This is a genomic window from Winogradskyella sp. MH6 (assembly GCF_022810765.1).
Lineage (GTDB): Bacteria > Bacteroidota > Bacteroidia > Flavobacteriales > Flavobacteriaceae > Winogradskyella.
The window spans coordinates 1,080,363-1,107,218 of sequence record NZ_CP094494.1 but is presented as its reverse complement, the minus strand read 5'-3'; the positions used below and the strand labels follow the sequence as shown (position 1 = coordinate 1,107,218).

General features: G+C 32.9%; 27 protein-coding genes. 7 read left to right on the top strand and 20 right to left on the bottom strand.

The features are described from left to right. Window positions 1–44: 44 nt before the first annotated feature. Window positions 45–1,007: an L-threonine 3-dehydrogenase, SDR-type gene (locus MST30_RS04995; protein ID WP_243473858.1), complete on the bottom strand. Its 963-nt coding sequence runs from the start codon at window positions 1,005–1,007 to the stop codon at window positions 45–47. 167 nt (window positions 1,008–1,174) lie between these two features. On the opposite strand from MST30_RS04995, the gene MST30_RS04990 reads away from it, so the two are divergent. After that, complete coding sequence (locus MST30_RS04990) at window positions 1,175–1,702, top strand: hypothetical protein (protein WP_243473284.1); 528 nt, start codon at window positions 1,175–1,177, stop codon at window positions 1,700–1,702. 98 nt (window positions 1,703–1,800) lie between these two features. After that, window positions 1,801–3,867: a M13 family metallopeptidase gene (locus MST30_RS04985; RefSeq protein WP_243473283.1), complete on the top strand. Its 2,067-nt coding sequence runs from the start codon at window positions 1,801–1,803 to the stop codon at window positions 3,865–3,867. 75 nt (window positions 3,868–3,942) lie between these two features. Here MST30_RS04985 and MST30_RS04980 read toward each other — a convergent pair whose 3' ends face one another. Then, complete coding sequence (locus tag MST30_RS04980) at window positions 3,943–4,653, bottom strand: hypothetical protein (protein WP_243473282.1); 711 nt, start codon at window positions 4,651–4,653, stop codon at window positions 3,943–3,945. Between the two features lie 70 nt (window positions 4,654–4,723). Further along, on the bottom strand, window positions 4,724–5,533 hold the full coding sequence (locus tag MST30_RS04975) for an NAD(P)H-binding protein (protein ID WP_243473281.1): 810 nt from the start codon (window positions 5,531–5,533) through the stop codon (window positions 4,724–4,726). Between the two features lie 111 nt (window positions 5,534–5,644). On the opposite strand from MST30_RS04975, the gene MST30_RS04970 reads away from it, so the two are divergent. Beyond that, window positions 5,645–6,127 carry a CBS domain-containing protein gene (locus MST30_RS04970; protein ID WP_243473280.1) on the top strand — a complete coding sequence of 161 codons (483 nt, stop codon included), beginning with the start codon at window positions 5,645–5,647 and terminating at the stop codon, window positions 6,125–6,127. Here the strand turns inward: MST30_RS04970 and MST30_RS04965 are convergent. Together MST30_RS04965 and MST30_RS04960 are read right to left on the bottom strand one after the other, a co-directional pair. Continuing rightward, entirely contained in the window at window positions 6,124–6,474 is a 351-nt protein-coding gene (locus tag MST30_RS04965; RefSeq protein WP_243473279.1) for a hypothetical protein, read from the bottom strand. The genes MST30_RS04970 and MST30_RS04965 overlap by 4 nt on opposite strands. 39 nt (window positions 6,475–6,513) lie before the next feature. After that, a complete protein-coding gene (locus MST30_RS04960) occupies window positions 6,514–7,161 on the bottom strand; it encodes a spermidine synthase (RefSeq protein ID WP_243473278.1) in 648 nt (215 codons plus the stop codon). A 180-nt stretch (window positions 7,162–7,341) separates the two neighbouring features. Between MST30_RS04960 and MST30_RS04955 the strand changes: the two genes are divergently transcribed. Then, window positions 7,342–7,674 carry a single-stranded DNA-binding protein gene (locus MST30_RS04955; RefSeq protein WP_243473277.1) on the top strand — a complete coding sequence of 111 codons (333 nt, stop codon included), beginning with the start codon at window positions 7,342–7,344 and terminating at the stop codon, window positions 7,672–7,674. A gap of 74 nt (window positions 7,675–7,748) precedes the next feature. On the opposite strand, the gene MST30_RS04950 is transcribed toward MST30_RS04955, so the two are convergent. The 14 genes from MST30_RS04950 to MST30_RS04885 form a co-directional block, all read right to left on the bottom strand. Beyond that, window positions 7,749–8,390 (bottom strand): hypothetical protein, encoded by a 642-nt coding sequence (locus tag MST30_RS04950; protein ID WP_243473276.1) that lies wholly within the window; start codon window positions 8,388–8,390, stop codon window positions 7,749–7,751. 204 nt (window positions 8,391–8,594) lie between these two features. After that, entirely contained in the window at window positions 8,595–9,365 is a 771-nt protein-coding gene (locus MST30_RS04945) for a 3-hydroxybutyrate dehydrogenase (RefSeq protein ID WP_243473275.1), read from the bottom strand. Further along, window positions 9,358–10,140 (bottom strand): alpha/beta fold hydrolase, encoded by a 783-nt coding sequence (locus tag MST30_RS04940; protein WP_243473274.1) that lies wholly within the window; start codon window positions 10,138–10,140, stop codon window positions 9,358–9,360. Before MST30_RS04940 ends, MST30_RS04945 begins: the two co-directional genes overlap by 8 nt. 10 nt (window positions 10,141–10,150) lie before the next feature. Beyond that, window positions 10,151–12,634, bottom strand: coding sequence for a TonB-dependent receptor (locus MST30_RS04935; RefSeq protein ID WP_243473273.1), 2,484 nt, complete (start codon window positions 12,632–12,634; stop codon window positions 10,151–10,153). 157 nt (window positions 12,635–12,791) lie between these two features. Next, a complete protein-coding gene (locus MST30_RS04930) occupies window positions 12,792–14,207 on the bottom strand; it encodes a hypothetical protein (protein WP_243473272.1) in 1,416 nt (471 codons plus the stop codon). Between the two features lie 3 nt (window positions 14,208–14,210). Continuing rightward, window positions 14,211–15,155 (bottom strand): alpha/beta fold hydrolase, encoded by a 945-nt coding sequence (locus tag MST30_RS04925; RefSeq protein ID WP_243473271.1) that lies wholly within the window; start codon window positions 15,153–15,155, stop codon window positions 14,211–14,213. 5 nt (window positions 15,156–15,160) lie between these two features. Then, a complete protein-coding gene (locus tag MST30_RS04920) occupies window positions 15,161–16,663 on the bottom strand; it encodes a class I adenylate-forming enzyme family protein (RefSeq protein WP_243473270.1) in 1,503 nt (500 codons plus the stop codon). Continuing rightward, window positions 16,638–18,146 (bottom strand): sodium:solute symporter family transporter, encoded by a 1,509-nt coding sequence (locus tag MST30_RS04915; protein ID WP_243473269.1) that lies wholly within the window; start codon window positions 18,144–18,146, stop codon window positions 16,638–16,640. The genes MST30_RS04920 and MST30_RS04915 overlap by 26 nt, the downstream gene beginning before the upstream one ends. 212 nt (window positions 18,147–18,358) lie before the next feature. Continuing rightward, the gene (locus MST30_RS04910) at window positions 18,359–18,907 is read right to left on the bottom strand and encodes a carboxymuconolactone decarboxylase family protein (protein ID WP_243473268.1); all 549 of its coding nucleotides are present in this window, start codon (window positions 18,905–18,907) and stop codon (window positions 18,359–18,361) included. Window positions 18,908–19,029: 122 nt separating this feature from the next. Next, entirely contained in the window at window positions 19,030–19,185 is a 156-nt protein-coding gene (locus tag MST30_RS04905; RefSeq protein WP_243473267.1) for a hypothetical protein, read from the bottom strand. 89 nt (window positions 19,186–19,274) lie between these two features. After that, entirely contained in the window at window positions 19,275–20,117 is an 843-nt protein-coding gene (locus tag MST30_RS04900; protein ID WP_243473266.1) for a helix-turn-helix domain-containing protein, read from the bottom strand. A gap of 48 nt (window positions 20,118–20,165) precedes the next feature. Next, entirely contained in the window at window positions 20,166–20,366 is a 201-nt protein-coding gene (locus MST30_RS04895; protein ID WP_243473888.1) for a hypothetical protein, read from the bottom strand. 39 nt (window positions 20,367–20,405) lie between these two features. After that, on the bottom strand, window positions 20,406–20,930 hold the full coding sequence (locus tag MST30_RS04890; RefSeq protein ID WP_243473265.1) for a ferritin: 525 nt from the start codon (window positions 20,928–20,930) through the stop codon (window positions 20,406–20,408). A gap of 98 nt (window positions 20,931–21,028) precedes the next feature. After that, window positions 21,029–22,039 carry a helix-turn-helix transcriptional regulator gene (locus MST30_RS04885; protein ID WP_243473264.1) on the bottom strand — a complete coding sequence of 337 codons (1,011 nt, stop codon included), beginning with the start codon at window positions 22,037–22,039 and terminating at the stop codon, window positions 21,029–21,031. Between the two features lie 101 nt (window positions 22,040–22,140). Here MST30_RS04885 and MST30_RS04880 point away from each other — a divergent pair, with 101 nt between their 5' ends. From MST30_RS04880 to MST30_RS04870, 3 genes are read left to right on the top strand one after another with little or no spacing between them, the layout of a single operon-like run. Beyond that, entirely contained in the window at window positions 22,141–22,587 is a 447-nt protein-coding gene (locus MST30_RS04880; RefSeq protein WP_243473263.1) for a hypothetical protein, read from the top strand. Then, window positions 22,577–23,329, top strand: a complete 753-nt coding sequence (locus tag MST30_RS04875) for a nucleotidyltransferase domain-containing protein (RefSeq protein ID WP_243473262.1) — start codon at window positions 22,577–22,579, stop codon at window positions 23,327–23,329. Before MST30_RS04880 ends, MST30_RS04875 begins: the two co-directional genes overlap by 11 nt. Next, complete coding sequence (locus MST30_RS04870) at window positions 23,326–24,378, top strand: nucleotidyltransferase domain-containing protein (protein WP_243473261.1); 1,053 nt, start codon at window positions 23,326–23,328, stop codon at window positions 24,376–24,378. Before MST30_RS04875 ends, MST30_RS04870 begins: the two co-directional genes overlap by 4 nt. A 21-nt stretch (window positions 24,379–24,399) precedes the next feature. Here the strand turns inward: MST30_RS04870 and MST30_RS04865 are convergent, their stop codons facing one another. Continuing rightward, window positions 24,400–26,706 carry a CAP domain-containing protein gene (locus MST30_RS04865; RefSeq protein ID WP_243473260.1) on the bottom strand — a complete coding sequence of 769 codons (2,307 nt, stop codon included), beginning with the start codon at window positions 26,704–26,706 and terminating at the stop codon, window positions 24,400–24,402. Between the last annotated feature and the right edge of the window lie 150 nt (window positions 26,707–26,856).

The following is a 26,856-nucleotide window of genomic DNA, read 5'->3' as shown; positions in this document are numbered from 1 at the left end:
AGGTATTAAAGCGCCCAAGATAATAAATTTATATCAACTACATGTTAAGTAGAATAATGACTGTATCTTTTCTTTAATTCATTTAGCATCTCTTCTGTCATGGCATCCAAATCATAATGGTGTTGCCAGTTCCAGTCTTTTCGCGCTATGGAATCATCGATAGAAGAAGGCCAACTATCAGCAATATCTTGTCTAAAATCTGGTTTATAGCTTATTTCAAAGTCTGCAATATGACGTTTTATACTTTCAAAAATCTCTTTTGGTGTAAAAGAAATAGCCGAAAGGTTATAAGAAGATCTAATGGTTAGGTTGTCTGCCGGAGCTTCCATTAAGTCTACAGTAGCTTTAATTGCGTCTTCCATAAACATCATTGGTAAGCTTGTGTTTTCAGATAGGAAACATTCATATTTACCAGTTTTAATGGCTTCATGATAAATTTCAACGGCATAATCTGTTGTGCCACCACCAGGCATTGCTTTATGACTTATAATACCAGGATAACGAATACTCCTCACATCAACACCATATTTTTTATAGTAGTACTCGCACCAGCGTTCACCAACTTGTTTAGTGATACCATATACAGTTGTTGGTTCGCAAATGGTATGTTGAGGTGTATGGTCTCTAGGTGTGGTTGGCCCAAAAACAGCAATACTACTAGGCCAATACACTTTTTTAATGGTGCCTTCTTTGGCTAAATTTAAAACATGAAAAAGCGAATTCATGTTAAGATCCCAAGCTTCCATAGGATATTTTTCTCCAGTTGCACTCAAAAGTGCAGCCATAAGATAAACAGTGTCTATATTGTGATTGATACAACAATCTTTAATTGCATTAAAATTTTTGGCATCAATAATCTCAAAAGGACCTGAATTGACTAAATCTAATTTTCTGGTATTGATATCGCTGGCAATAACATTCTCAACACCATGTATCTCTCTAAGCTTGGCGGTGAGTTCTGTGCCTATTTGTCCACAGGCACCTATGATTAATATTTTAGAAGACATATATGTAATTAAAGGATTCTCAAAAATATGAAGAATTTGGGTGTTCAAAAATTAAAATTTTCAAAAAAAGCAAGGGTTAAGTAAAAAGTTGATAATCTATATTTTAAGAATATACTATAATATGAAAATATTAGTTTCAGTATATTTACAGCAAATAAAAAGACTTTATGAGAATTGGATTTTTCCTTCTTAACGCATGTTTTCTTCTACTTTTGAATTGTGGAGACGATAAGCCTTCTTCAGAAAACAACATAGAAGAAAGTATAAATCAACAGCCCATAATTACAGCCAAAGCTATTGATGGATTTAAGTATATGGATTATGTACTAAGCTCAAGAGGAGAAATCGCTGTTGCAGATTGGGAGAAATATCAGGAATTAGCTATACAAATCGATTATCTTAAAAAAGCTGATTTATCATTTTTTAATGGAGATAAGGAGCTTCTCAAAAAATTTATAGAAGAATTTAAAGCTCAAACACCAGACTTACTTAAAACCAATCCTATTATATCGAGAACTGCAATTATAGAAACTACACTTTTGAGATTGAATGAAAATTTAACACTCGATAATATTGATAGCCAACTAAAGCTTGAAAGTGTAAAAGAAGTCCTAGTCGCGTTTTCTAACCTTAACTATCAAATTAATAAGAAGTTAGAGCGCGATTTGTATGAGAAAATAAAGTCGGAATACTAACCTTTATTTGTCTTAAAGTTTTGTTAAGTTGTAACATTTGTCTGTTTTACAGGTCTTATTACTAACTACGTTTAATTCGAATTAACTAAAACCAAATTATGAGAACCAATCTTAATCGCGTTCTAGCGATATCAGGTTTGGCTTTCTTTACTGTATTAGGATGTAAGGAAGAAGCCAAGAAAGACACTGCCATGGCAGAAGAGAAAATTCCAGGTATTATTTTGGAAAACATGGACACAAGCGTTAGTCCAAAAGAAGATTTTTACAAGTATGTTAACGGAAAATGGTTAGAAACCAATACAATTCCCGACGATGAATCTCATTGGGGAGGATTTGGTGTTTTGCGTAAATCTACAAGAAAAGATGTATTAGATATTTTAAATACATCAAAAGAACTAGGAACATACAAAGAAGGCTCTGACCAGCAAAAAGCGTTGTTAATTTTTGAATCTGAGTTAGATACTGTTGCGCGTAATGAAGCAGGTATTAAACCTTTACAACCGCTATTAGACAAAATAGATGGGATTAAAAACCTAAATGATATGCAAACTGTTTATGCTTCAACATTAGGAGTTGGTGCACCATTTGCAGGTATAGCTTCTAATCCAGGACTTAACGACAGTAGCATGAACATGGCTTGGTTATTCCCAGCAGGTTTAGGTTTACAACGCGATTATTACTTAGATCAAGACGAAAAAACTAAAGAAATTAGAGGTCAGTATATAGATCATGTAGCGAGAATGCTTCAGTACATTAACTATTCTGAAGCTGATGCTAAAGTTGCAGCTGAGAAAATCCTTGCTATGGAAACACAGCTTGCTGAACCTCGTTTAGATAAAGTTGCTAGTAGAGACATTAGAAACTTTAACAACCCGACATCTGTTGCTGATTTACAAGAAATGGCACCATCTATCAATTGGCAAAAGTTTATGGATGATATGGGAATTGAAAAGAAAGTAGATACACTTTTGGTAATGCAGCCAAAGTACATGAAGGCTATGGATGCATTCTTAAAATCTACACCAATTGAAGACATTAAAATAATGATGGATTGGAGTACTTTAAATGGTGCAGCAGGTTACTTAACTACTGAAATTGAAAAAGCCAATTGGGAGTTTTATGGTAAAACATTAAACGGCTCTAAGGCTATGCGTCCTGCGGATGAGCGTGCGCTTGGTACTGTAGATGGTAGTGTTGGTGAAGCTGTAGGTCAGCTTTATGTGCAAGCTAAATTTCCGCCAGAAGCTAAGGAGAAAGCTGAAAAAATGATAGCAAATGTTATTAAAGCCTTCCAAAACAGAATTACTAATCTAGATTGGATGAGTGAGGAAACAAAAAAGAAAGCTATAGAAAAGCTTGATAAGTTTACTGTAAAAATTGCTTATCCTGATGAGTGGGAAGATTACTCAGATTTACAAGTTAAAGAAGGAAACTCTTATGCCGAAAACATGTTGGCAATAGGAGCATGGTCTCAAAAGAAAAGCTTAAGTGAAATTAACGAGCCAGTAGACAAAAAAGAATGGGGAATGCCACCACAGATGGTTAATGCGTATTTTAATCCATTAAACAATGAGATAGTTTTTCCGGCAGCAATTTTACAACCGCCTTTCTATAATTATACAGCAGATGAAGCGGTAAATTATGGTGGAATAGGAGCTGTTATAGGTCATGAAATCTCTCATGCTTTTGACGATTCTGGAGCACGTTTTGATGGTGATGGTAATGTAAATAACTGGTGGACACCAGAGGATTTAGAAGAATTTGAAAAAAGAGGAAAAGCTTTAGCAGATCAATATTCTTCAATTGAGGTTTTAGATAGTGTATATGTAAACGGCCCTTTTACTTTAGGGGAAAATATTGGTGATTTAGGAGGTGTTCTAGGTGCTTATGATGGTTTGCAACTGTACTTTAAAGAAAACGGAAGACCAGACAATATTGATGGATTTACACCAGAACAACGTTTCTTCATGTCTTGGGCAACAGTATGGAGAACGCTTGTTAGGGATGAGGCTTTAAGAACACAAATAAATACAGACCCACATTCACCTGGTCATATTAGAGCAACACAACCTTTAAAGAATATTGACGCTTTTTACGAAGCATTTGATATTAAAGAAGGGGATGCTATGTATTTACCACCAGAAGAGCGTGTAAGAATTTGGTAATTCTTAAATTAATTAAAACAAAAAATGCTGCCTATTGGCAGCATTTTTTATTTAAAGTATTTTAATAAAAAGAATTTAATTCTTTTTATTCGCAGCAGCAGCTTGTTGAGCTTTTTGGCTTTCTAATCCTTGTCTGCTAACTTTTGCTAGATTAAAATTAGGATCAATTGCTAAAGCATCATTCATTAGTTTAATGGCAGCATCGACATTTGCTGTTCTGTTTTCGGTAAACGTTAGTAAGCCTTTTAAGCATAAAAGTGCAGCTTTCATAGACGTTTCATAAGGTTGTTGTGTTTCGTAAAACGCACGTTTCATGTCATCTGTTACATTAGCTAAACCATATTCAATATTAGATTTTGCACCAGCTAAATCTTTTACCTGAATTTTCATGTCAGCCATTTCATAAGCTAAATAAACGCTTGGTTCTCTCTTAAATAAAACCTCATAGTGTTCTAAAGCTAATTTTGGCTGATTAAGATTTTTAAGCGCTAAAGCTTTTACTTCAACATTCATGTCAGAGTCTGAATCATTTTTTTCTACACCAATAGTGTTAAGTGCTTGCAAATATTTACCTTCAGATAGGTATAAATATGCTAAGGTGTCTTTTCTTGCTACAGAAGGCTCTAATATATTAAGGTGCGTTAAGGCGTTAATAATACCTTGCACATCACCTTGCTTTTTCATCTCCTTGTAATAAGTCTCGTAGTGTGCTTTTAAATCTGCATTAGTCTGGGCAAAAACACTTACCGAGAAAAGCATAACAACTGCAATTGTAATTTGTTTCATTATAAATATAAATTTTGAGGGCTAAAACTATAAAATTTTGAGAATATAGCTCTTAATAAACTATTAATTTCTATAGTGCCTGTTTAAAACTGTAGTCCAAAAGTTGTTCCAGTTTTGTGTTCCCAATAATTTTTCCTTTACTTTTTTCTGAAGCATTGAATTTTGGAAGCTCTAATTGATGTTGTTTGCAGTATAACGTATAGTAGTCTTTTTTAGTAGGATGATTAGGGTTGGCAGCATTGAAAGTCTCATTACAAATGTTGTTTTCAATAATCAAAGTAATAATGTTGATACAGTCTTCTTTATGAATGAGATTTACGGGAGCATTGGGATTCGAGAGGTTCTTTCTGCCAGCCAAATACGTACTTGGATGCCTTTGAGCATCGAATAGTCCACCAAACCGGATGATGGTTGTATTAAAGGAGGTGTTCTTACGAAGCACGTTTTCAATCGCAATGAGTTGTTTGCCACTATTAGATATAGCATTTGGGACAGTATCAGCATTGATAATTGGAAAGTTTGTTTCGTCTTTAAAAACAGAAGTAGAGCTTATATAAATAACATTTTTAATGTTTTGGTTTTCCAATGCATTAATCAAATGTTGTATTTCGGCTACATGATTTTTATCTGGATCCTCTCTTAAACCAGGAGGAATATTTATGACAACTGTTTCAGTTCCTGTTAAAAAATCAGTGTAGTTTCCTGTAATACCTTCTTCATTTAAAGCAATTACATAAGCTTCAATGTTAGCCTCACTAATTGTTTTTAGTTTTCCTTCTGATGTTGAAGAACCTTTCACCTTGTAGTCTTTATTTACAAGGCTTTTTGCAAGTGGAAAACCGAGCCAACCACAACCAATAATGCTAATTTGTTTCTTCAAAATTCAATAAAAATTCTAATATAAAAATACATAACTATTGCTAAAGAATTTTTCATTTTGCTAACCAATTAATTTTCAGTAACTTTAAATAAACACTAAAATTTAAATGTTATGGGAATAAAAAGTTTTCAAGGGGCACGCAAGCAGCAACAGAATACTGCACCAGCAACAGCACTTAAAGTAAGAGATTATATGTCAACTAATCTTATAACGTTTAAACCAGAACAAACGGTACAAGAGGTGGTAGAGTCTTTAATAAAGAATAAAATCTCTGGTGGACCAGTAGTTAATGATAGGCAAGAATTAGTTGGTATTATCTCTGAAGGAGATTGCCTTAAGCAACTGAGTGAAAGCCGTTATTACAATATGCCTTTAGAGCACGATAATGTAGAAAAGCGTATGGTTAGAGATGTTGAAACTATTGATGGTAATATGGATGTGTTTGATGCTGCAAATAAGTTTTTAAACTCAAAACGCAGACGTTTTCCTATTGTGGAGAATGGCAAGTTAGTAGGACAAATTAGCCAAAAAGATATTCTTAAAGCCGCTTTACACCTTAAAGGTGAAAACTGGAATAGTACCACAAAGGGTTAATCGTCTCGTTTTACCAAAGCATAATAATCTCCCTCTAAGGGCAGATAGCCTTGGTCATATACAAAATAGTATATGGCACCTGCTTTTGTAGTGTATATGCTTGTAAAATAGTTAAAGTCGAATCCTTTTTCTATGAGCTTGGCTCTAGAACATTTGGTCTTTTTATTAGGATTGAGTGTCTCTAAAATTCTGTAATTTTTTCGTAAGCGATTATTGGTGTTTCTTATAAGGTTTTTAGAATCTTTGTTTATGCGATTATTAAATGCATTTCTACAGGCATCACTACAGAATTTTTTATCTATTCTTCCTATTATTTTCGTGCCACATTCGGGACAATTTTTTTGCATATTTATGGATTAAGTCTCTGCAAGATAACAATTTATCCATTACAAACCTTTTGCTATTACAATAGTATTTGTATTGTTGACATTATCAAAAACCGAAATATCATAGACTTTTGAGCGCAAATAAGAGATAACATGATCTAATTTTGAAGAAGATGTTTGGGAGCCAACCGAAGCATTAAAAAGAATAGATCCTCTAGAAGATTTAGACCTGATAATACCATCCCAAAAATCCAAACTTAAAAACTTATCAGGAACATTTAAATCAATAAAGAGATCAATGATTATTAAGTCGTAGCGAACCGTATTTTGTAATGCAAAATCATAAGCATCAGTACAATAGATTTTTAAATTATCATTTTCTGAAATGCCATACTCGGTTTTAGCAATATCAATTATTACTTGGTCAATTTCTACAGCTGTTATTTTGCTATTGTAATTAAAATCTTGCCGTAGTGTTTCTATAACACTTCCTCCTCCCATTCCTAAAACCAAAATAGAATCTACCTTAGAGAGTTCAATTTTCTTAAGACCAAATTTCAAAATTCGCTGTAAAGAACCGTAACTATAGTTTGCATTTTTTGAGTTGAGATGTTTTTTTCCGTTATACCATGTAATTTCTAGATCCCCATTATATTGGGATGAAATGGTTTTGCTAACCGGATAAATATAGCTTAGAAGTCTTTTCATTACTGGTAAAGATACAATTTAATTGGGCAGCTTTAGTCATTTACAAACGACTACAAACATTTACAAACGAATTTAAATAGGTAACTACCGACTAAAATTTGCCAACCGTCTCATCTTTGCAGTGTTGAATCGTTAGAGGTTCAATAGTATTAACTGTTTAACATATAAAATTTAGAACACATGAACACATTAAGAAACAAAGTACAGTTGATTGGAAGATTGGGACAAGATCCTGAAATTGTAAATTTTGAAGACGGCAACAAAATGGCCAAATTCTCATTAGCTACAGATGATAGCTATAAGGATAAGAATGGTCAAAAAATTGAGCGCGCTTACTGGCACAATATCATTGTAAAAGGTGGTTTGGTTAAGGTTGTAGAAAATTATGTTACCAAAGGACAAGAAGTTGCCATAGAAGGTAAATTGACCAACCGTTCTTGGGAAGATAAAGATGGTAATAAACGATACACTACCGAAGTGGTTTGTAATGAGTTGTTGATGTTAGGAAAATAGAATCAATAGCCATATTAAACAAGTTAAAGGGTAGGATGTATTTCCTGCCTTAGCCTTTTTAAGATCTAAGGCAATTAATTTTTAGTGCCAATCCAAGCAATGCCTTTTTGTATTGCGTAAAAGGTGTCTTCATTAGAAGGAACAGTTCTTATACCTTCTTTTATTTTTCTTTTGTACCATTTTTGAGAATCAAAGTAATCTTTTGTAGAGGTATAATTGTCTTCTTCTAAATCTACATCTGATTGAAAAAAATGGTCTTCATCTAATGCATAGGTCCAGTTAAACGCCTGTAATTGCTCTTGGAGTTTACCGTAGTTTTGCGATGGAAATTTGCGTTGCTCTTTGGGTTTGTAAAATGTAATGTCGTAGAAATCTATCATGCTGTCTATAGCACAGACAACTTGAGATTTTTCTAAACGAGGTTCTAGCAACCAAATGGCTAAATAGTAAGGTTTGTTTAATGTTTTAATTTGTTGCTCCCAATGGTTGTAAATGTCTAATAAGCCTTTTATAATTTCTTGTCGATGTTGTCCTTTAGGAGATGGTATTTCTGAACCTATTACAGATATATTAGCAAAAGGGCTTACCCATACTTTACAGTAACTTCTTTGGGTAGATTTTAAATACTCTAAATCTAACCCTAGATTGTGGTTTTTCCAATCTTCAATAGCTTTTGAAATACGTTTGTTGCCCCTTGTTTTGTGGTATTTAGTCATTTTAGAAAAAAAAATATCTAACAAAATTCATAAAAACTATTGACTAAAAAAATAGACATCAGAAGATGATTATGACACTTAAAAACTCTTCTGATGTCCTTAAATATTACAAGTTTTATACTTGTAAATGGTATTTAATAATTTGAAAAAATACTTTTTGCCAATTAACTAACTCTTATCAAATCATTCAATACTATTTCTTGTTTATTGTGCACTCCAGCCACCATCTAGTGCAAACGATGTTCCTGTTATAGTTGTAGAACTGTCTTTGGCTAACAATAAAGCCATGTTTGTAATAGCCTCTATAGGCACAAATTCTTTAACGGCTTGTTTTTTTAGCATTACTTTTTCTACCACTTCTTCTTCAGACATTTGGTGTGCCTTGGCCTGGTCTTTTATCTGCCCTTCTACTAAAGGTGTTTTTACATAACCTGGGCAAATAGCATTACAGGTTATATTATGGTTTGCACCTTCTAAAGCCATTACTTTTGTCATGCCAATAACTCCATGTTTTGCAGCAACGTAAGCTGTTTTGTATTCTGAAGCTCTTAACCCATGAACTGAAGAAATATTGATAATTCTACCAAAATTTTGCGATTTCATTTGAGGCCAAGCTGCTTTAGATGCGTAGAAAGCGGCATTCATATTTATGGCTATAATGTTCTCATATTTGGTGTTTGGAAACTCTTCAATTGGAGATACAAATTGTATGCCTGCATTATTGATTAAAACATGCAGCGCTCCAAGTTCTTCAATAGTTTGTTTAACAAGATTTTCTATGGCTTTAGACTGTAACATATTGGCATTAGAAAATGACGTTTTTACCTTATATTCTTCACCTACAGACTTTGCAATTTCATCTCCATTTTCTTCTAATCCGTGAAACATAATGCTGTAACCTTGTTTTGCAAATTGCTTTGCAATACCAAGACCTATACCACTTGTGCTTCCTGTAATAAGCGCAACTCTATTCATCGTTTAAAAAATTTAGTAAAGCATTATTAAAAGCCTCTGGCTGATCTATTACAGCACCATGTCTTGAATTTTCTATGACTACTAATTTTGCATTTTGCAGCCTAGAGACATAATCTTCCTTAAATGATACTGGAGTATAATCCATATCAGAAGCTACAACTAGTGTCCTAGTTTTTATGTCTTTTAGTTTTTCTCCTAAACCCCAACTCATTAGTGTAGTGAAAGATTTGTAATAGGCATTGTAATCGTTTTGTTTGCAGCGTTCTTCAAACTCGTTTCTAAGATTTATTTGAGAATCTTCTGGAAACATATTAAACGAAATCTCTTTCGCTAAAGCATCAAGTCCTTTGGTTTCTAAAAACTTAGTACGACCATTAAGCAAGTCTTTACCTATTTGCCCCATGTCATTAAAATCTGGACCACTGTTAACAATGACTAAATTCTCTAAATTTTCAGGATATTTTACTGCAAAATCAAAAGCCACAGCTCCTCCCATAGAGAAGCCTATTAAGGTTACTTTTTTTATCTCTAAGGCATCTAAAAAATATTTGATGTCTTTGGTCATTAAATGTACTCCGTAGGCATCTTGAGGTTTTGTAGAATTACCATGACCTCTAAGGTCTACAGTTATAACTCTAAAACGTTTAGAGAAGAAAGGGACTTGAGCGTCCCAATCTTTTTTTGTAGAACCTAAACCATGAAGCATAAGCAGTACTTTGCCACTGCCATAATCTTCATAGTCTAGGCTTATGTCGTTGACTTTAATTTTTGACATTGCTTAAAACTTAATCGTCTTTATTCTTTTTGTTTTTAAAAAAGTTAACGTTGTATTTAAGCTCAAAAGAAATTAAACGTCCTATAGCTGGTGACGCTACAAACTCTCTCATGTCAGTATCAAATAAGTTGGTTACATTAACACCTAAGGAAACGTTGTCATTAAGACTATATCCTATGTTAGCATCTACAACAAAACCACCTAAAGGACCATAATTCCATGTTCTTCCAACTCTGGCATTTTCAACAATTTCGTTTACACCATCACCATCCATATCTTGAGTTTCGGCAGCGACATTAATCCCTGAAAAGAAATCATAATCTTCTATCCAACGACCATAAACTGCTCCATAGAACTTGTTTTTAGTATAGTGTAACCCTAAGTTAAATTTGTTTGCAGGTGTGTTAATAGGTAATTCGCTTTCTAATACCACACCATCTAAGTTACCATCATTAGCTGAATCGTTCGTGTCTAAACTACGACCAAAATATGAGTAGTTAAGTGAAGCTCTTACAGCATCTGAGAAATAGTAATTTAAGCCAATATCAAATCCGTAAGTATCTACACTACCAAAGTTGCTGTATGTTAATAAAGCAGGTGAAACACTTGCTCCTGGAGATACTTCGTCTATTGGAGTATCTCCAATATGTGTTACATAAACACTGTTTGCAGCATCAGCAATGTTACGAAGCGGACTTATAAAGTTTTCAGACATGTTGTAGTAAGCACTAGCATCTATATACAGTTTGTCAGATATTTGTCCTTTAAAACCAGCTTCAAAAGAGTTAATGGTTTCTACTTCTAATGCATTTATCTTATTACCGTTGCTTAGTGTAAAGCCTTCACCGTTACCTAATACTAAGCCGCCAAATAAATTCCCTTTAAGGTTAAGGATAGATGGCACAGCCATACCACGTCCGTAAGTAAGTCTAAACGTTCCTGCGTCTATAGATTTTGTAATTGCCGCTTTTGGTAAAAGGTTGGTTCCGTATAAATCGTGGTTATCTGCTCGTAAACCAACTAAGAAATTCCATCCAGAATCCATCTTGTATTCAAACTGTCCATAAACACCTGTTTGTGCAATTTCTATAGGACCGTCTTGATCTAATAAATAAGTGCCATCTGAGTCTGCCATATCTAATTGATATTGCGCACCAGCGGTAAGATAAAAATCTCCCCAATTGTTGTTGTATTGTGCTTCTGCATTAAAACGTTCTGAAGCATCTTTAAATAAGGCTCCTCTAGGAATAGCTATTCCAAAAGCTGGAACCCATTGCTCATACAACGAACGACTCCAAGACTCTTCTTCAGAAAAACCATTTTCTATAAACGACACATAATTTTGTGTGCGCTGATTAATAGCGTAAGTTTCATCTGTTCTACTCCAAGTGTAGTATGTGTTGGCAAAGAAGTTTTTAGATACAAATTTTAACTGAGCAATATCTAATGTCCAATCTTTAATTTGGTTTCTACCTGCATTTGTAACTGCCAAGTTAGTGTTGTTACTATGTCCGTAGTAACCAATTAATTCAGAACTTTTACCTGTTTTATAATGAACTGCGCCTCCATACTTTAAAGCATCAAAATCGCGATCTAAGTTTTTTTCTCCGTAGGCTGTAGTACCAACATAAACAGAATCTACATACTGAAATTCTCTACCAGCTGTTCTTTCAAAATGAACTTTATAAGATAGTCTATCGTTTATAACTTGTGCATGACGTAAACGCCCTGTAATTACATTTTGGCTACCACCACCAAACACTAATGTTGTTCCTTCAGATGTTCTAGGGTTTTTGGTAATAGTACTTACTAAACCATTGTGTGCATTTGGTCCGTAAAGTGTTCCGTTAGGACCTAAAAGGATTTCAACACGTTCTATATCATCTTTGGTTACAGTTGAAAAAGAGCCGTAAGGTAATCCTGTTGCAATTAACATAGACACACGATCATCTGTTATTTGAAGATTTTTAGAATTAAAAGCAGAGTTAAAACCTCTGATGTTTATACCAGTTCCTAATACACCAGTACGAACAAAGTCTACACCTTTTTGTCTTGCTGCAAGCTCACCAATATTAAAACTAGGAAACTCTTGTATATCTTTTGCTCTAATAACACTTACAGAAGCAGGTACATCTGTTATTTTTTGTGGTTGCTTACTTGAAGTAATAATAACTTCATTAAGCATGCTGTCAGATTCTTTTAATGAGGTATTCACCGTTGTAGTTTTGCCAGCAGAAACCGTAACGCTTTGGGTTGTGGTTTCAAAACCAACATAAGAAAAGGAAATGTCATAAGTGCCTTCTGCAACATCATCAATGGTGTACTTACCATCAAAATCTGTAACGGTTCCTTTGTCTAAAGATTGAATATAAACTGTAGCACCAGATAAAGGCATGCCATCTTCGAGGGTTATTTTCCCTTCTATTTTCCCAGTGTTTTGAGCACTAGCAAATAGAGAGCCAATAAGAGTTAGCAATAGAAATAATTTTTTCATGATTATAGATTAGTTGTTTAATTAGATTTATTGCAATCTATTGTGAAAATGAAAACATGTATGCTCAAAAAACAGAGTATTAAAATGTGACTTTAATTAATAATCAAAACACAAATACAATTCAATACTTTGAAAAACAACACATTAAATATTATTTTTATATGTGTGACTTAAGCTTTAAAAATGCTTCAGGAAGATTGTTAGAGAGCTTGTCTATAACCTTAAACATCAGCTGTTTTTGGTTTAATGTTGGCTCAATAAGCTCTAAGGGTTGCTTTATTTCTTCAAGTAATTTATCGGAGTTTATTTTACCTTCCATGTATCTCGAAAGCGAAATACTCCACGATATATTAGGAACATAATTGTTCTTTTTTTGGTGTTCCTTTTCTCTTTCAATAAGTTTGAATTTTGAAGACAACTTAAGAATATCATCATATTTTTCTCTGGAAATTAAAATATTAATGTACGAGGTAAAAAAATGATGCCATCGGTGCTGAAGGACTTCGTTCTTATATTTCTTTAAAAATGTTTTTGCAGTTGCTTCTGCTAAATCCATCTTATCTAATTCTGAGTATACACGGATTAAATAAGAGCAAAACCCAATTTTTTGATGATAATTATGAACATCTCTATACAGATCCTTGTATTTGTCGAGCAGATTAAATGCTTGTTTAGCCTTATTGTTTCGTAATAAAATGGCGGCTAAATTGTTTACATACATCAAAGTATCGTTGTTGTTTTGACGTATTGATAGATAACCATAATATTCTGCTTCGTCAAATTCGTTTTGTTTTGAATGTAAAAGAACTCTACTTGCATAATAATTAGATAGTAAACGTCTGGAATACATTTCGCCTTTACTAAAATAAACATCAATTTTGTCGAATAGAGCCTTTAGCTTGTTGTTCTCGTTGTAGTTGGTATACATAAAAGCGAGTAAAACAAAAGCTTGGTATCTGTTTTTACCATCAAGGGCTTGGTTGTTAAATACCTCAAACAGCCAAGATTCTAAGTGTTTGGTGTCGTTATTGTTTAGTGTGTATTGGTTGGTAATTTCGGTAGTGGCAGCATAGAGTTTTTCGTGTATGTCTATGGCATTTTGGTATGTAGACTCGTAATGGGTTAAAAAATCTGCAATAACTTCATGGTCTTTGTAGCGCATTCTTACCAATAAGTACGATTTGTATTCCTTGGCAAGATCATAAAGACTTTGAAAATTATATTCAACCGTTTTATAATGAATTATATATTGAAGAAACTCTAACTCTTCAGTAGAGCTAATAGCATCTGTGAGAATCTTCTTTTTTAAAGAAATAAGCCAATCTATTGTAGCATCTACATCGATGCTAGCCAGTTTTTTTTCTACCCAATCTTTTATGTAAGAATATTTTCTTTTGTTGATTTTGGTATCAAAATCTTTAAACTCTAATTTAGATAGGGCATTTGAGATTAAAAGATTTATTATCTGAAGTTTCTCTCCGTCTGTAAACTGAACTACAGATTGCAGATAATTAGCTTCGTGAGGAAGTATAGTCTGGCTAAATTCTGTAAATTTCTTTAGTTTCCTTTTCATTAATTAGTCTGCTTCAACAAATCTTTCAATAAGCAAATTAACGTCTTTAGGTTTTTCAAATTGAACAAAATGACCGGATTCGTCAATAAATTCTACAGTTACTAATTTGATGTGTTCTTCCGCAATTTTGCCTACTTTTTCTACAGATAGTGTTGGGTGAAAATAACGATTAGGAATAAGCATGTCATTCTTTCCAAAAATAACAAGTGTCTCTTGGTTGATGTTTTTTAAATCTTCAAAAGCAGGATCGTCTATCATACCAGATACACTTTTTACAATAGCCTCGCAGTGCTCATCAAAATCTGATGATGATTTTATATTAATTCGGTCTTCAATCATTTTAGTCACATCCTCTGGTTGTTTAAAAAAGTTAAGCGCATAGTTTTTTCTTATTTGCTCGTCTGAGGTGTGTTTTACCATGTCTGCAGTATAAATACTCTTTATCATAGCTCCTTCATTTTCAGCAAATTGTTCTAAGCCTGCAGGTGCTACTAAAATGAGTTTTTCGATAGCTTCAGGGTGTTTTGTGGCAAGTTTTATGCTAGCTTGTCCACCCATAGAATGCCCAATTAAAACAACATTTTTTAATTCTAATTTTTGTAAAAATTGATACGTAACATCAGCAAAAAAAGTAGGAGTATAGTCTGCTATTGGCTTAGATGACTTACCGTAACCTGGCAAATCTACAGCAATGCAATTGTACTTGTCTTTTAGAACTTCAATATTTTTAGACCAAGCGTCAGAGTTACTGCTTAAACCATGTAGAAATAATAAGGTAGTATCGCCTTTGCCTTCTTGTATATAGCTTATGTTTAAACTATCTAAAGCTATGTTTTTTATTTTGAATTTATATTCTGAAAGTACGTCTTTCATAAGTTCTTTTTGTTGCTGTGAGAAAATTGAAGTGCTAATTAGTGTGAATAATAGAACTAATTTGAATTGTTTCATTTGTGTTACGTTTTTACCGAATTGAAATATTTCAACAATTTTTTTCTTGAGACTTTACCAATACTAGTTAATGGAATGTCGTCTAAAAAAAAGATATATTTTGGATGCTTGTATGCTACTAATTTATCTTTTAAAAGTGCTCTAACATCTTGCGCTGTTATAGTTTTATTAGTTGAGGTTACAAAAGCAATGCCACATTCTCCCCATTTTTCGTCTTTTACACTTAGTACAACGGCTTTTTTTATGTCTTTAAGACTTTCGAGATGTGTTTCTATTTCTTGCGGATAGATGTTTTCTCCTCCAGAAATATACATGTCGTTTTTGCGACCTTTTATATAGAGGTAACCTTCGTTATCTCTGTAAGCAAAGTCTCCTGTAAATAGCCAACCTCTTTTAATATTATTGTTAGTTTTTACGGAGTTGTTCCAATAACCAGGTGTTACAATATTGCCTTTAATGCAGAGTTCGCCAATGGTATTGTTTTTTACAATTTTTCCGTTTTTGTCTACAATTTTAGTTTCGAGGTAAAAGTTGGGTTTTCCTATAGAATTAGGTTTTAACTGTGCCATTTTATGATGTAGCGAAGTGATGCTTGGACCAGCTTCTGTGAGACCATAGCCAGGTCTTATGTAAATGTCTTTTTCAGTTTTCCAATGCGAAACCAACTCTGGTGGTACTTTTTCACCTCCTGAGATTATGTATCGTAATTTTTTTAAGCTAATGGTTTTAAAACTTGGGTCTTTCTGCATCATTAACAGCATGGTTGGCAATGCCATAAAAAGTGTGGTTTTGTTAGCTTCTAGAAGTTGAAGTACTTTTTTAGGGTCAAACTTTTCTAACATACCAATATGAGCTCCTTTGTGCAATAATGGAGTTAAAAACACATTCCAACCAGAGGTGTGATAAGGAGGAAGCGTGTTGATTGTAGAATCTCTAAAGGTAATGCCCAATTGCATGGACGTGTTTAGGCTATTCCAAAACAGCATTTTGTTGGTGTAAATTACACCTTTTGGTCTTCCTGTTGTGCCAGAAGTATAAAAAATAAATAATGGATTATTTTCTTTTATCTTATAGCTTCTTGGTTCAATATTTATAGTGTCATCGAGATAAAAATGTCTTATATCTTTAATATTGAAAATATGGTTGCTCGTGATATTGAGCTCTTCAAATTTTTCAAAATGATTAGAGCTGTATATAAAAAGGCTAGGTGTACAGTCTAAAATTAGTTTCTGAATTTCATTTACAGAAAACCTGTAATTTAAAGGGACTAATATGATGCCGAGGCGTTGACAAGCTACAAATAATACAATGTATTCTAAGCTATGTTCTGCTAAAATGGCGATTCTATTACCTTCTTGCAGACCTATTTTTTTAAATTTTTCTACTAAGCGATTGGCATAATTGTTAAGGTCGCTAAAGGAATATTGCTCACCACTGTCGTAAGAGGTGACGGCAATTTTATCTGGCGTGTAATCTGCCCATTTAGCTGTCCAATCTAGAGTATTCACGTTGTTTATTTAAATCTAGTCTGTAAAATACAAATCCTATAATTAATGAAGAAACAATTCCTATAGCCGCTGATACTCCAGGATTGTTTACAGGTTCTTGCATGTATGGTGTTAATCTTCCGTAGTAAATACCAAAGTGAACGACAATTGCTGTGATACTGGCAATAAATACCGAGCGCGTACTAACGTTTTTTAAAAACGTACCAAACAATACAGGAACAAAAGCAGCAGCAAAATAGGCATAGACACCATTTTGTGCAAAAATAGCAACACTTACATCAGGCGATTTTATTTGTTGCCAGCTTAAAACAAAGCTTACAATGGCCAAACCGATAATGACTATTTTATTCACCATTATAGTTTTGTTTCCTAAGGTTCCTTTTGAAACAGGATCGATAATATCTGATGTAATTGTTATAGATAAGGATTGAATTAAACTTTCTAAAGTTGAAAGTCCGGCAGAAATTAAGCCCACAACAATAATTAGCCCAACACCAACTGAGAATTTTGTAACGACGTATGTTGGTATTATTTCGTCCATTTTTAGTTTGTTGCCATTTACCATAAAATCAGGAAAACTAATTCTAGCATAGAGTCCAACGACCACAACTAAAAAGAATACAATCATAAAAATGATTCCACTAGCTAAATAGGTGTTTATTTTGCTAGAGTCTTTAAGTAATAGTGATTTTGTTATAATGTGTGGTTGGCATACAATTGCCACACCAATGACTATTTGAGTAATTATAATTTCAAAATAATCTCTAAATAAAAAACTTGTTTTGTTGGTTGGTTTAGTTAAGTTAGGATCAATTGTATTGAGTTTTTCTACGATACCGCTAATACCATCAGAAAAATATTCCCAACCAGAACCTATTAAAATTAGTGCAACTATAAACATAATTATAGCTTGGATGGTGTTGGTGTACACCATAGAATTAGCTCCTCCAAACATCATGTAACCAAATACAAACACTGTTATAGACAGCAACACATAAAATGGGTCTGCATTAAGTGCTTTAGAAATAACTTGGGTTAATCCAACATTAATGAGTACGATAAATGTGATTAGAAGCATAGCGATAATCGCAAAGAAGAAGGCGTAATTCTTGCTGTTGTAGCGTTTACCAATCCACTGTGCCATGGTTGTAGCTTTTACGGCATTACCTTGCTTTACAAAGCCTTTAGTGAAAACAATTAGCGAAATAAAAGCAGCAATAGGTAAGACGAGAGCAAAAGAAATAATGCCAGAAAACCCATACAGTGCAATAAAACCAGGATTAATAATAAATGTAGCTGCACTAGTCATAGAAGCAGCTAAAGACAAACCAACTACCCAAGCAGGAAATCCTAAATTGCCTACAGCGTAGTCTTTAATGTCTGTGTTTTTTCGAGCTCCACGGATTACAAAATATAGAATAACAATAGCATATACTGCTAATAGAATGCACATGTAGGTTACCCATTGATCTGATGCTATCATAAAAAATTGTCTTGCTAAACAAATAAAAACGAAATCTATTTAGTTATCAGATTTGTTTTTGCATAAAAATAGTGTGACTATTTATAAATGATGACATTTTTTTAAATTTTTATATAAAAAATAGTTGTTTTTAAAGGTGTGACTTTTGTAAAAAAGTAACGCGACTTTAAAGAAAGTCGCGCTTTAAACTTAATAATTTAAAAATACCACTGTTATACAGTTTGGGTTTCTAATGGCTGTGCTTCAGGAAAGTCTACGGCTACTTGCGTAGTACTGTGTACATAATTAGATATGGTTTTGTCTCCTACTAAAGAAATAGTGTCTATCAAATTAGCTTTTGTATATCCTGCGTTAAAGAAGTTTTCTATAACATCTGTATCAGTACGTCCTCTATTTTCGGTAACATTCTTAGCTAATTTTGCCAGTGCGTCTAGTTTGTTGTTTACAGAAGAATAACCTCCTCTTAACTCTAAAATCTGCTCGTCTGTAAAACCGTTCATTTTTCCAATTGCAGTATGTGCAGATAAACAATAAATACAATTATTTACTTGACTGACAGCAAGGTTTACAACTTCTCTTTCTTTGGCAGACAACGATGTTTTAGCGTTAGAAAAATTCAGGTAATTCTCTAAGGCAGTGTCACTATGGGCAAAAGTTGCAAATAGGTTAGGTACAAATCCTAAACCTTTTTTTAGGTTGTCAAAAATTGCTTGATTGTTAGTACTTACATCTTCTCTTGTTGGTACATTAAATGTGTTCATAATTTTTAATTTTTATGCTGAATAATTTCAGCGATTATTATTTGTTTTTTGATGGTATAAAGTTGCAGTAGTAAGGGAAGTAATAGAATGAAAATAATTCCCTTATGCATGTCATTATTTCCTTAAGGATTAATGTGAGGTTTCTCTGCGTCACAGTAATAATCGTGCAATTGCTCGTGCTCGCAATGTGTGTTAGATAATGTGCTTGTTGTAATGCGTTTAGGGCTTTTTGAAAATATTTCAATAAGATTGAATATAGATTTAATTGAATGTTTCATCTTTTGTGTGTTTAAAATTATGATACAAAGATGAGGTTAGGAGAGGGGAAGTAGAATGAAGAATTTGCCCATTGCCTTGTCAATATTTCCTAAGCAATAGATTTGAGTACTTTTTTGAATTCTGATGGAGATTGAGATGTGTGCTTTTTGAATAATCGGCTAAGGTGCGAAGCGTCTTCAAAGCCAACTTCGTAAGCAATTTCCTTGGCAGATTTGTCAGTGTAGGTGAGAAGGCGTTTGGTCTCTAAAATAATACGTTCATGTATAATTTGAAGTGGGCTATGATTGAGTTTTGCAAAATTATTAGAAAGAGTTTTGGGAGACTTAAAAAGCTTTTCAGCATAGAAAGCCACACTGTGTTCCTCTTTAAAATGCTGCTCCACTAATACATTGAAAGCTCTAAGTAAATCTACTTTAGAACTTTTTGGTGTTTCATTAATGCCTTCTTTTGCCTTTAACAACCTAGTGCTTTTTATAATAAACCTGCCCATTAACATTCTGAGCATTTCGGCTTGTATGTTGTCTTTAGTTTCAAGTTCGTCTATAAAAACCTCATGAAGTGTTTTGTATTTCTGCTGTTCTTTTTCATCAAGACTAATTATTGGGATATTAATATTCCCAAAAAATAACATTCCAGCACAGCTTACTTCGTGATCATGATCTTTTATACAGTAAAACTCTCTGTTAAATTGATATAAAATCGCATCATTACCACCAATATACTGTATGTATTGTATTGGCGTAAGTGCTAAAATATGGTTTGGCGGCAGCGTAAAGGGTATACTATCAATAACAAGTTCTACAGGATTGGAGTTTGCCCAAATAAAAGTATAGAGATTTATTTGTTGTGCTTTTTTTAGCGGTTGTAGGATGTCAGAGTTACCAATATTAAAGATTGCGCCTGTGGAGAATTCCTTAAATGTATATTTCATGTGTATGTAAGTCTACATATACACTTAAACATTACAAAGAGAAATATTTTAAGCTACTTTTTTTAGAAGATCAAAACAAGGGCATTTTTTACAACGTTTGTGTTCTGCCTTCTTGTATTTCTTACAGCATTTAGACTTTACTTTACCTAATGTATCAAAACCAGAGGTTTCAAGAACTTTAATGCGTTCTTTTTTAAGCTTTTTGTCTTTCTTCTTTTTGCCCATACTGATGTATAAATCAATGCGCAAAAATAACTATTTTAATTTATTCTAAATAAACTTTAACAATTAGATACCAGCGCCAGGTGTCTGGGCAGCAGAGCTTACCGTTAGTTGTTGTATATCTCTGTCAAATAAATAAAGTCCACCTTTATCATCTCCAATCATATTTATTTTATCTAAAATGGTCCTAGCTACAGCCTCTTCTTCTATTTGTTCAGCAACATACCACTGTAAAAAGTTGTGTGTAGCATAGTCTTTTTCTTGTAAAGAAATATGAACAAGCTCATTAATGCTCTCAGACACAAAAACTTCATGTTCTAATAGCTTTTGAAACATTTCCTGAAACGAATTAAAGGTCACATTAGGCGCATTTAATTCTGAAATATGAGCATGGCCTCCACGCTCGTTAACAAACTTTACAAGTTTTAGCATATGCTCACGCTCTTCATCAGACTGATCGTACATAAAATTTGAGATGCCTTCTAGTCCTTTTACTTCGGCCCAAACAGCCATTGCTAGATAAACTTGAGACGACTCAGCCTCAATACGTATTTGTTTATTTAATGCTGCTTCTATTGATTTTGATAACATAACCCTTTAGTTTTCTATAAAAATAATAACTAATAACTTAAAAGGAAGTTAATAGTTCACCATATTGGTTATTCATATTTAATCTAATTTGAAGTTGCTTATATTTCCTTAGGTGCATAGTTGCTTATTGCGGTTCTTAATTTTTTCTGCATACGCTCTCTAAGCTTTAAAGGTTTTAAGACTTCAATACTATCACCAAAGCCTAAAATCAAACGTTCTAATTCAAAGTTGACTTGTACCAAAATATTAAAAATGGTACCGTCATCTCTAGTTTCTATAGTACGTTGAGAAGCATGGAAGGGTTTGGTAATTACGTATGGTGCATTCTTTTTATCAATCCAAAATTGTACACGTTGCGCTCTAGAATTTGATACCGTTACACCAACTACTTCTTTGTAATACTCGTCGCCATTCACTTCTAAATCTAAGTATTCTAAGTCATCTATAATTTCAATTTTTATAATTCTATCTAAGGCCAACGTGATGAATTTGCCTTTGTGTGTTGCTAAAACAAACCAGCGATTGTTAAATTCTTTTAGTAACTGAGGATGAACTTTCATAGTGCTAGATTTCCTAGCGTTAAAAGATTGATAGGTAACTTCAATTACCTTTTTATTTTGAATAGCTTCGTAAATGACATCTATAAATTCTAAGCCTTTTAGTTGTTCATTTTTGTCTAAATGAATGATCGCTCTATTGTTCTTTTGGGATGCATAAACCGAATCTTCCAAACGCTGTAAAACACCATCCATTTCTTTAAATAATGAGAAGTCTTTAAACTGCCGAAGCACCTGTATGGCTTCGTTCATCACCTTAACATCCTTGTCTGTTACAGGTATGTTTACAATACTATAGTCTGGGTCTTCATATTTGTAATACTTTCTATCATAAACCACAATTGGCGCATTGTAACCCAGTTTATCGCTTCGCATCATTTGAATATCGAGCTGAACAGTACGTTTGCTGACATCTATATCTTTTCCTTCATATTCATAAAGCGCATCCGAACAAGCCTCTATCAAATCATTAAGTGTCCATTGTTTGTAGTTGTTCTGAAGACATTTATCAATGGTTTTATATCGGATTAATGCATTTTTATTGATGGGCATGTTTTGAAATTTTCTTTGAATTTAGAATAAAATATTTTATACGCAAAACTATTGCGTAATAGATTATGAGCTTTGTTTCAAATATTAAATCAACCTAAGAAATGAGTAGAAAATCAAACATTAAAAATATTTTGAACGGGATATTAAACTCATTCATAAGTCGCAATAATGATGTGAATGGTTATTGGGGAATTGGAAAGATATATACATTGATGATCAATAAAAAAGTTAACGAAGTTGAAATTGACTTAATAAACAAGAATATTTCCCCTAAAGAAGAGGAGTTTTATTACAGAATATCGTGTTATTCTCAAATATTATTTGACAAACTAAAAGGAAAAGATGTTGACGGTAATTTTTTTAAATCTGTGAAAATTATAGCGTCTTGCAATAATCTCAATGTAGACAAACGGTTACTTAATACTATCTATTTAAAAATTATAGCAATCGATGTTAATAACAAAGAATATACTATACAAAATGTTGTTTCATGCAGAAAGTATGACCCTAAATCAGAATTAAAAAGTACAAGAACTTGTGAAAACTAAAATACTAAACAAGCTCTCCGAAATAGAGCGAGACAAAAACATAGAAATCTTATTTGCAGTAGAATCTGGAAGTAGAGCTTGGGGTTTTGCTTCACCAGACTCTGATTACGATATACGCTTTGTTTACAAGCATAAAAAAGACTGGTATCTTAACCTTTGGGACCAAAAAGATTCCATACGATTTATGACTGATAATGATTTGTTGGATGGTTCGGGTTGGGATGTTAGAAAAGCACTGCGTTTACTAGCTAAATCAAATGCTTCTTTTACAGGGTGGTTGTTTTCACCAATTGTGTATAAGGCAGATTATGATTTCTTGAATGACATGAGACAATTAGCAAATGAGAACTTTAATCCTGTTTCTGGGTTTTATCATTTTCATAGTATGAGCAAAAATTTTGAAGAAACGCTAGGTTCAGAAAAAATGACTTTAAAGAGTTTCTTTTATGCGATACGTACAGCACTTTGTGCCAATTGGATCTATAAGAATGAAAGTATACCTCCAGTATTATTTAAAGAAATGTATACTTTAATAGATTCAACCTACCATTCAAAACTAGATGAGTTAATAGATTTGAAGAGTAAACGTATCGAAAAAAGCAACGATCCTGTAGAATCAGAATTAATACATCTGGTTAAAGCTATTGTAAACGAAAATAATAGTGCGAAAAATCAATTGGTGAATAAAAAACCTAATCCAACTGATTTTAACCATTTGTTTTTAAAAACTTTGAAATCATGACTTTAGAAGAATTAAAAACATCTGAACATATTATTTTTGAGAGCATAAGTGGCAGTAGAGCTTATGGATTGGACACACCTACATCAGATACTGATATTAGAGGTGTGTTCATTCTTCCTAAAGAGCAATTTTACTCTTTAGACTATGTTGGTCAGGTAAACAATGAATCTAATGATATTGTCTATTATGAGTTGCGAAAGTTCATTGAGTTATGTTCTAAAAACAACCCAAACATATTAGAGCTTCTCAATGTGCCAGAGCGTTGCGTGTTGTACAAGCATCCTATTTTTGATACCATAAAAACAGAATTGTTTTTATCAAAGCTGTGTAAAAACACTTTTGCCAATTATGCATTTACACAAATAAAAAAGGCGCGAGGTCTGAATAAAAAAATTGTGAATCCTGTAGAGAAAGAACGTAAATCTGTTGAAGACTTCTGTTTGGTGTTAGATGGCAAAAAATCAATTCCACTAAAACAGTTTTTAAATGAAAATGGTTTAAAAAGTCACTATTGTGGACTAGCTAAGATTTCAAAAATGAAAGATTGTTATAATCTGTTTTATAATAAATCTTTAAATTATAAAGGTGTAGCTAGACCTAACGCAAATGAAGTATGCCTAAGCTCTATACCTAAAGAAGAATTACCTTTAGCTATGCTTTATTTTAATTTAGATGGCTATTCTACCTATTGCAAAAAGTACAAAGAGTATTGGTCTTGGGTAGGCAAACGCAATGAAGAACGTTACAAAAACAACATCTCTCATGATAAAAATTATGATGCTAAAAACATGATGCATACGTTTAGGCTATTGCAAATGGCAAAAGAAATTGGAGAGTCTGGCGAAATTAATGTAGAACGACTAGACAGAGACGATTTATTAGCCATTAAAAATGCAGAATTTGAATATGATGAGTTGGTCGCAAAAGCGGAAATTATTAGAGAAGGTTTAGATGAAGTCTATCAAAACTCTAGCTTACAAGAAAAGCCAGAACTCAATTCTATTAACAAGTTGTTGATATCGGTTAGAAATGCTTTTTACAATCAATAAGTCTTCAAGTGAAAAATGACTTTAGTTTTTATTACAAGTTGTACAGTAAAGATCTTTAATGTCTTCATTTCTTAAATTCTGAAAATCCTTAGTAATCCAGGAGCACCATCTTTCTTTATTAAATAGTATAGCTTGCTTATTTATTTTCAAAGTAATGTTAGGGTGGTAATCCATTTTATAAGCAGCGTATGTTTTTGCGAGCAAAAATGCAGAGTCTTCATCCAATCTTTTAGTATGTAATCTGCGCATAAGACTTTCAATAGTCATAGGATACATACTCCAGCTATTAAAAAACAACCCTAAATCGGTATCATCCTTAATACTTTTTGATTGTTTTTTGAAATAATCAGCTATAAAATCAAAGGATACTCTAATTTTTGGACTGAAATTGATTTGCGCATAATATTCAATACTAGCCATATGAAAATTAAGAAACAAAGGGTTGGTCTTGTTAGTGGTCTTATAATTTTTAAAAAGCGGTTCAACTTTTTCAGGGTGTAAAACCTTAGAAAAATCTTCGGTAGAAGTATCCCAATTGGCAAGCAATCTTTTGGCGGTAATTGTATATAGATTTAACAGGTTTTTTTGTGCTTTTTCCGATAGTAAATCAGGTTTGGAAAGCCAGTTTCTAACAAAAAAGACAATGTTATCTAAGTCGTAATATTCAATATTTTTAAGAAGTAGTGCTGATACATTCTGAACTAACTCTTGCTTGTCAAATAGATTTTCAATTATAAATTCTTCATTTAAAAATAAGTTGATATTATCTTCATAGTACATCTCCGCTAAAGCTCTGTTAGCTAGTGGATAATTTTTGGTAAGTAATGCATCTGTAAGATTATAGTTTAAAAAGTAAGGGTCGCTTTTTTCCCATGAGCCTTTAGTGTAAATCATAGCTTTAGACTTTCGTTGTAAGCTTAAAGCTTTTTTCCAATTATCACTTTTATTATTCTGTAAATAATCTTTTATTTTTTGTTTGCCTTTTCCTAGTGTTTCATCCAATCCTAAAATTTCTAAATGGTAAAAACATAAATCCCAATTTTCTTTAGCTTCAATTGTTGTAGGTATTGCATCTGTTTGAAAGTGTCTATCAATATAAGCTTTTATGAAATTTGCACGTTCTTTATGAAGCTTTTCATTAGATTCAGAACTCCCATCAACTGAAGTGAAGCTCTTAATGTCAACACGATAAATAGTCTCCTGTTTTATTGAAATTTCTGGTGAGTTGGTAGATGTGGTTTGCCCACTTTTAAAATCAAAATTTACCTCATGTATACCATTAACACCTTCAGTTTTCAGTTCAATTTTTGGGTTCAAAATTTCAGGTTCAATAGGTCTTAAATTATACCTCTTACTTGGAATTGAAGTAGGTACTGCATAGCTACATTTTTTACCATCTTTTATGATTACAATATTTGGACTGAGTTCCTTGCCTAAAAGTGCATTGGGTATTTTACCTAGTGATGTAATAAAGCGTTTAGGGTTTTGAGCAGTGTTACTTGCTAATAAGTCGTTTTTATATATAGGTTTCAGCAAAATGCCATCATATATTGTAGAGGCATCTAGTTTATTGTCTCCTCCACATTTAAGTTGATCGCGTTGAACCAAATCTACAGCGATACCATCTTGTGGATTAACAAAAATCTTTTTAATGGTTTCAATATCATGATGTGCCAAAATGACTTCATCATATCTTATGGTAATGGCATTTCCAATATTAACAATAATATTATCATGAAAACCTTCAATATTATCACAGGATATATCTTGAGGTTGAATTCCAAAAGCATTATCAGACAACTGCCCTTCAACAATGTAGCCTTTTTTGGCAAATACTTGAGTAGCATACAAACGCTTTGATTTTTCATTATATGCAAAACCAAAATCACCAAAGGTGAACTTACCTGAAATCATATTCGCATAATGGCCTTTAGAATTTCTCCATGAGCGATACATATTGGAAGCTAAGACCTCTAGCTCTTTTTCTGAAAGTGGAAATCTACTCCAACTTTGAAAGAGCGCATTTTCACCTATAGTTGTAAATGATTTATTGAAATTAAAAACACGGTCAGATGGATTTGGATAGAGAGTTCCTGTTTGGGTATGAGTTAATTGATTCTTCTCTGCCATATAATCTGAATGTAATTTAGCCGCTTTAGCCAAATCTATATGGCGCTCTAAAGGCTGCTTACCTTTAGAAATTCTCAATGCATTAACTTTCTCTGTTAATAGTTGTGCTAACTGATCTTGTTCTGCAATACTTAACTGTGCGTTTAAATTCTGAATAAGAAAGAATAGTACAATAGAAAATAATAAGGAAAAACGCATAAGTAATTTGTTAAGACACTATCAGCAGGCTCAAAAATCATTCCTTTTTTGAAGGAAAATAAAACACAATTTATAATTGTTTGTATTGGTTTTCAAATAAAATTCACATATTTGCAACACAATAAGTATAAATAAACACCTATATGAATC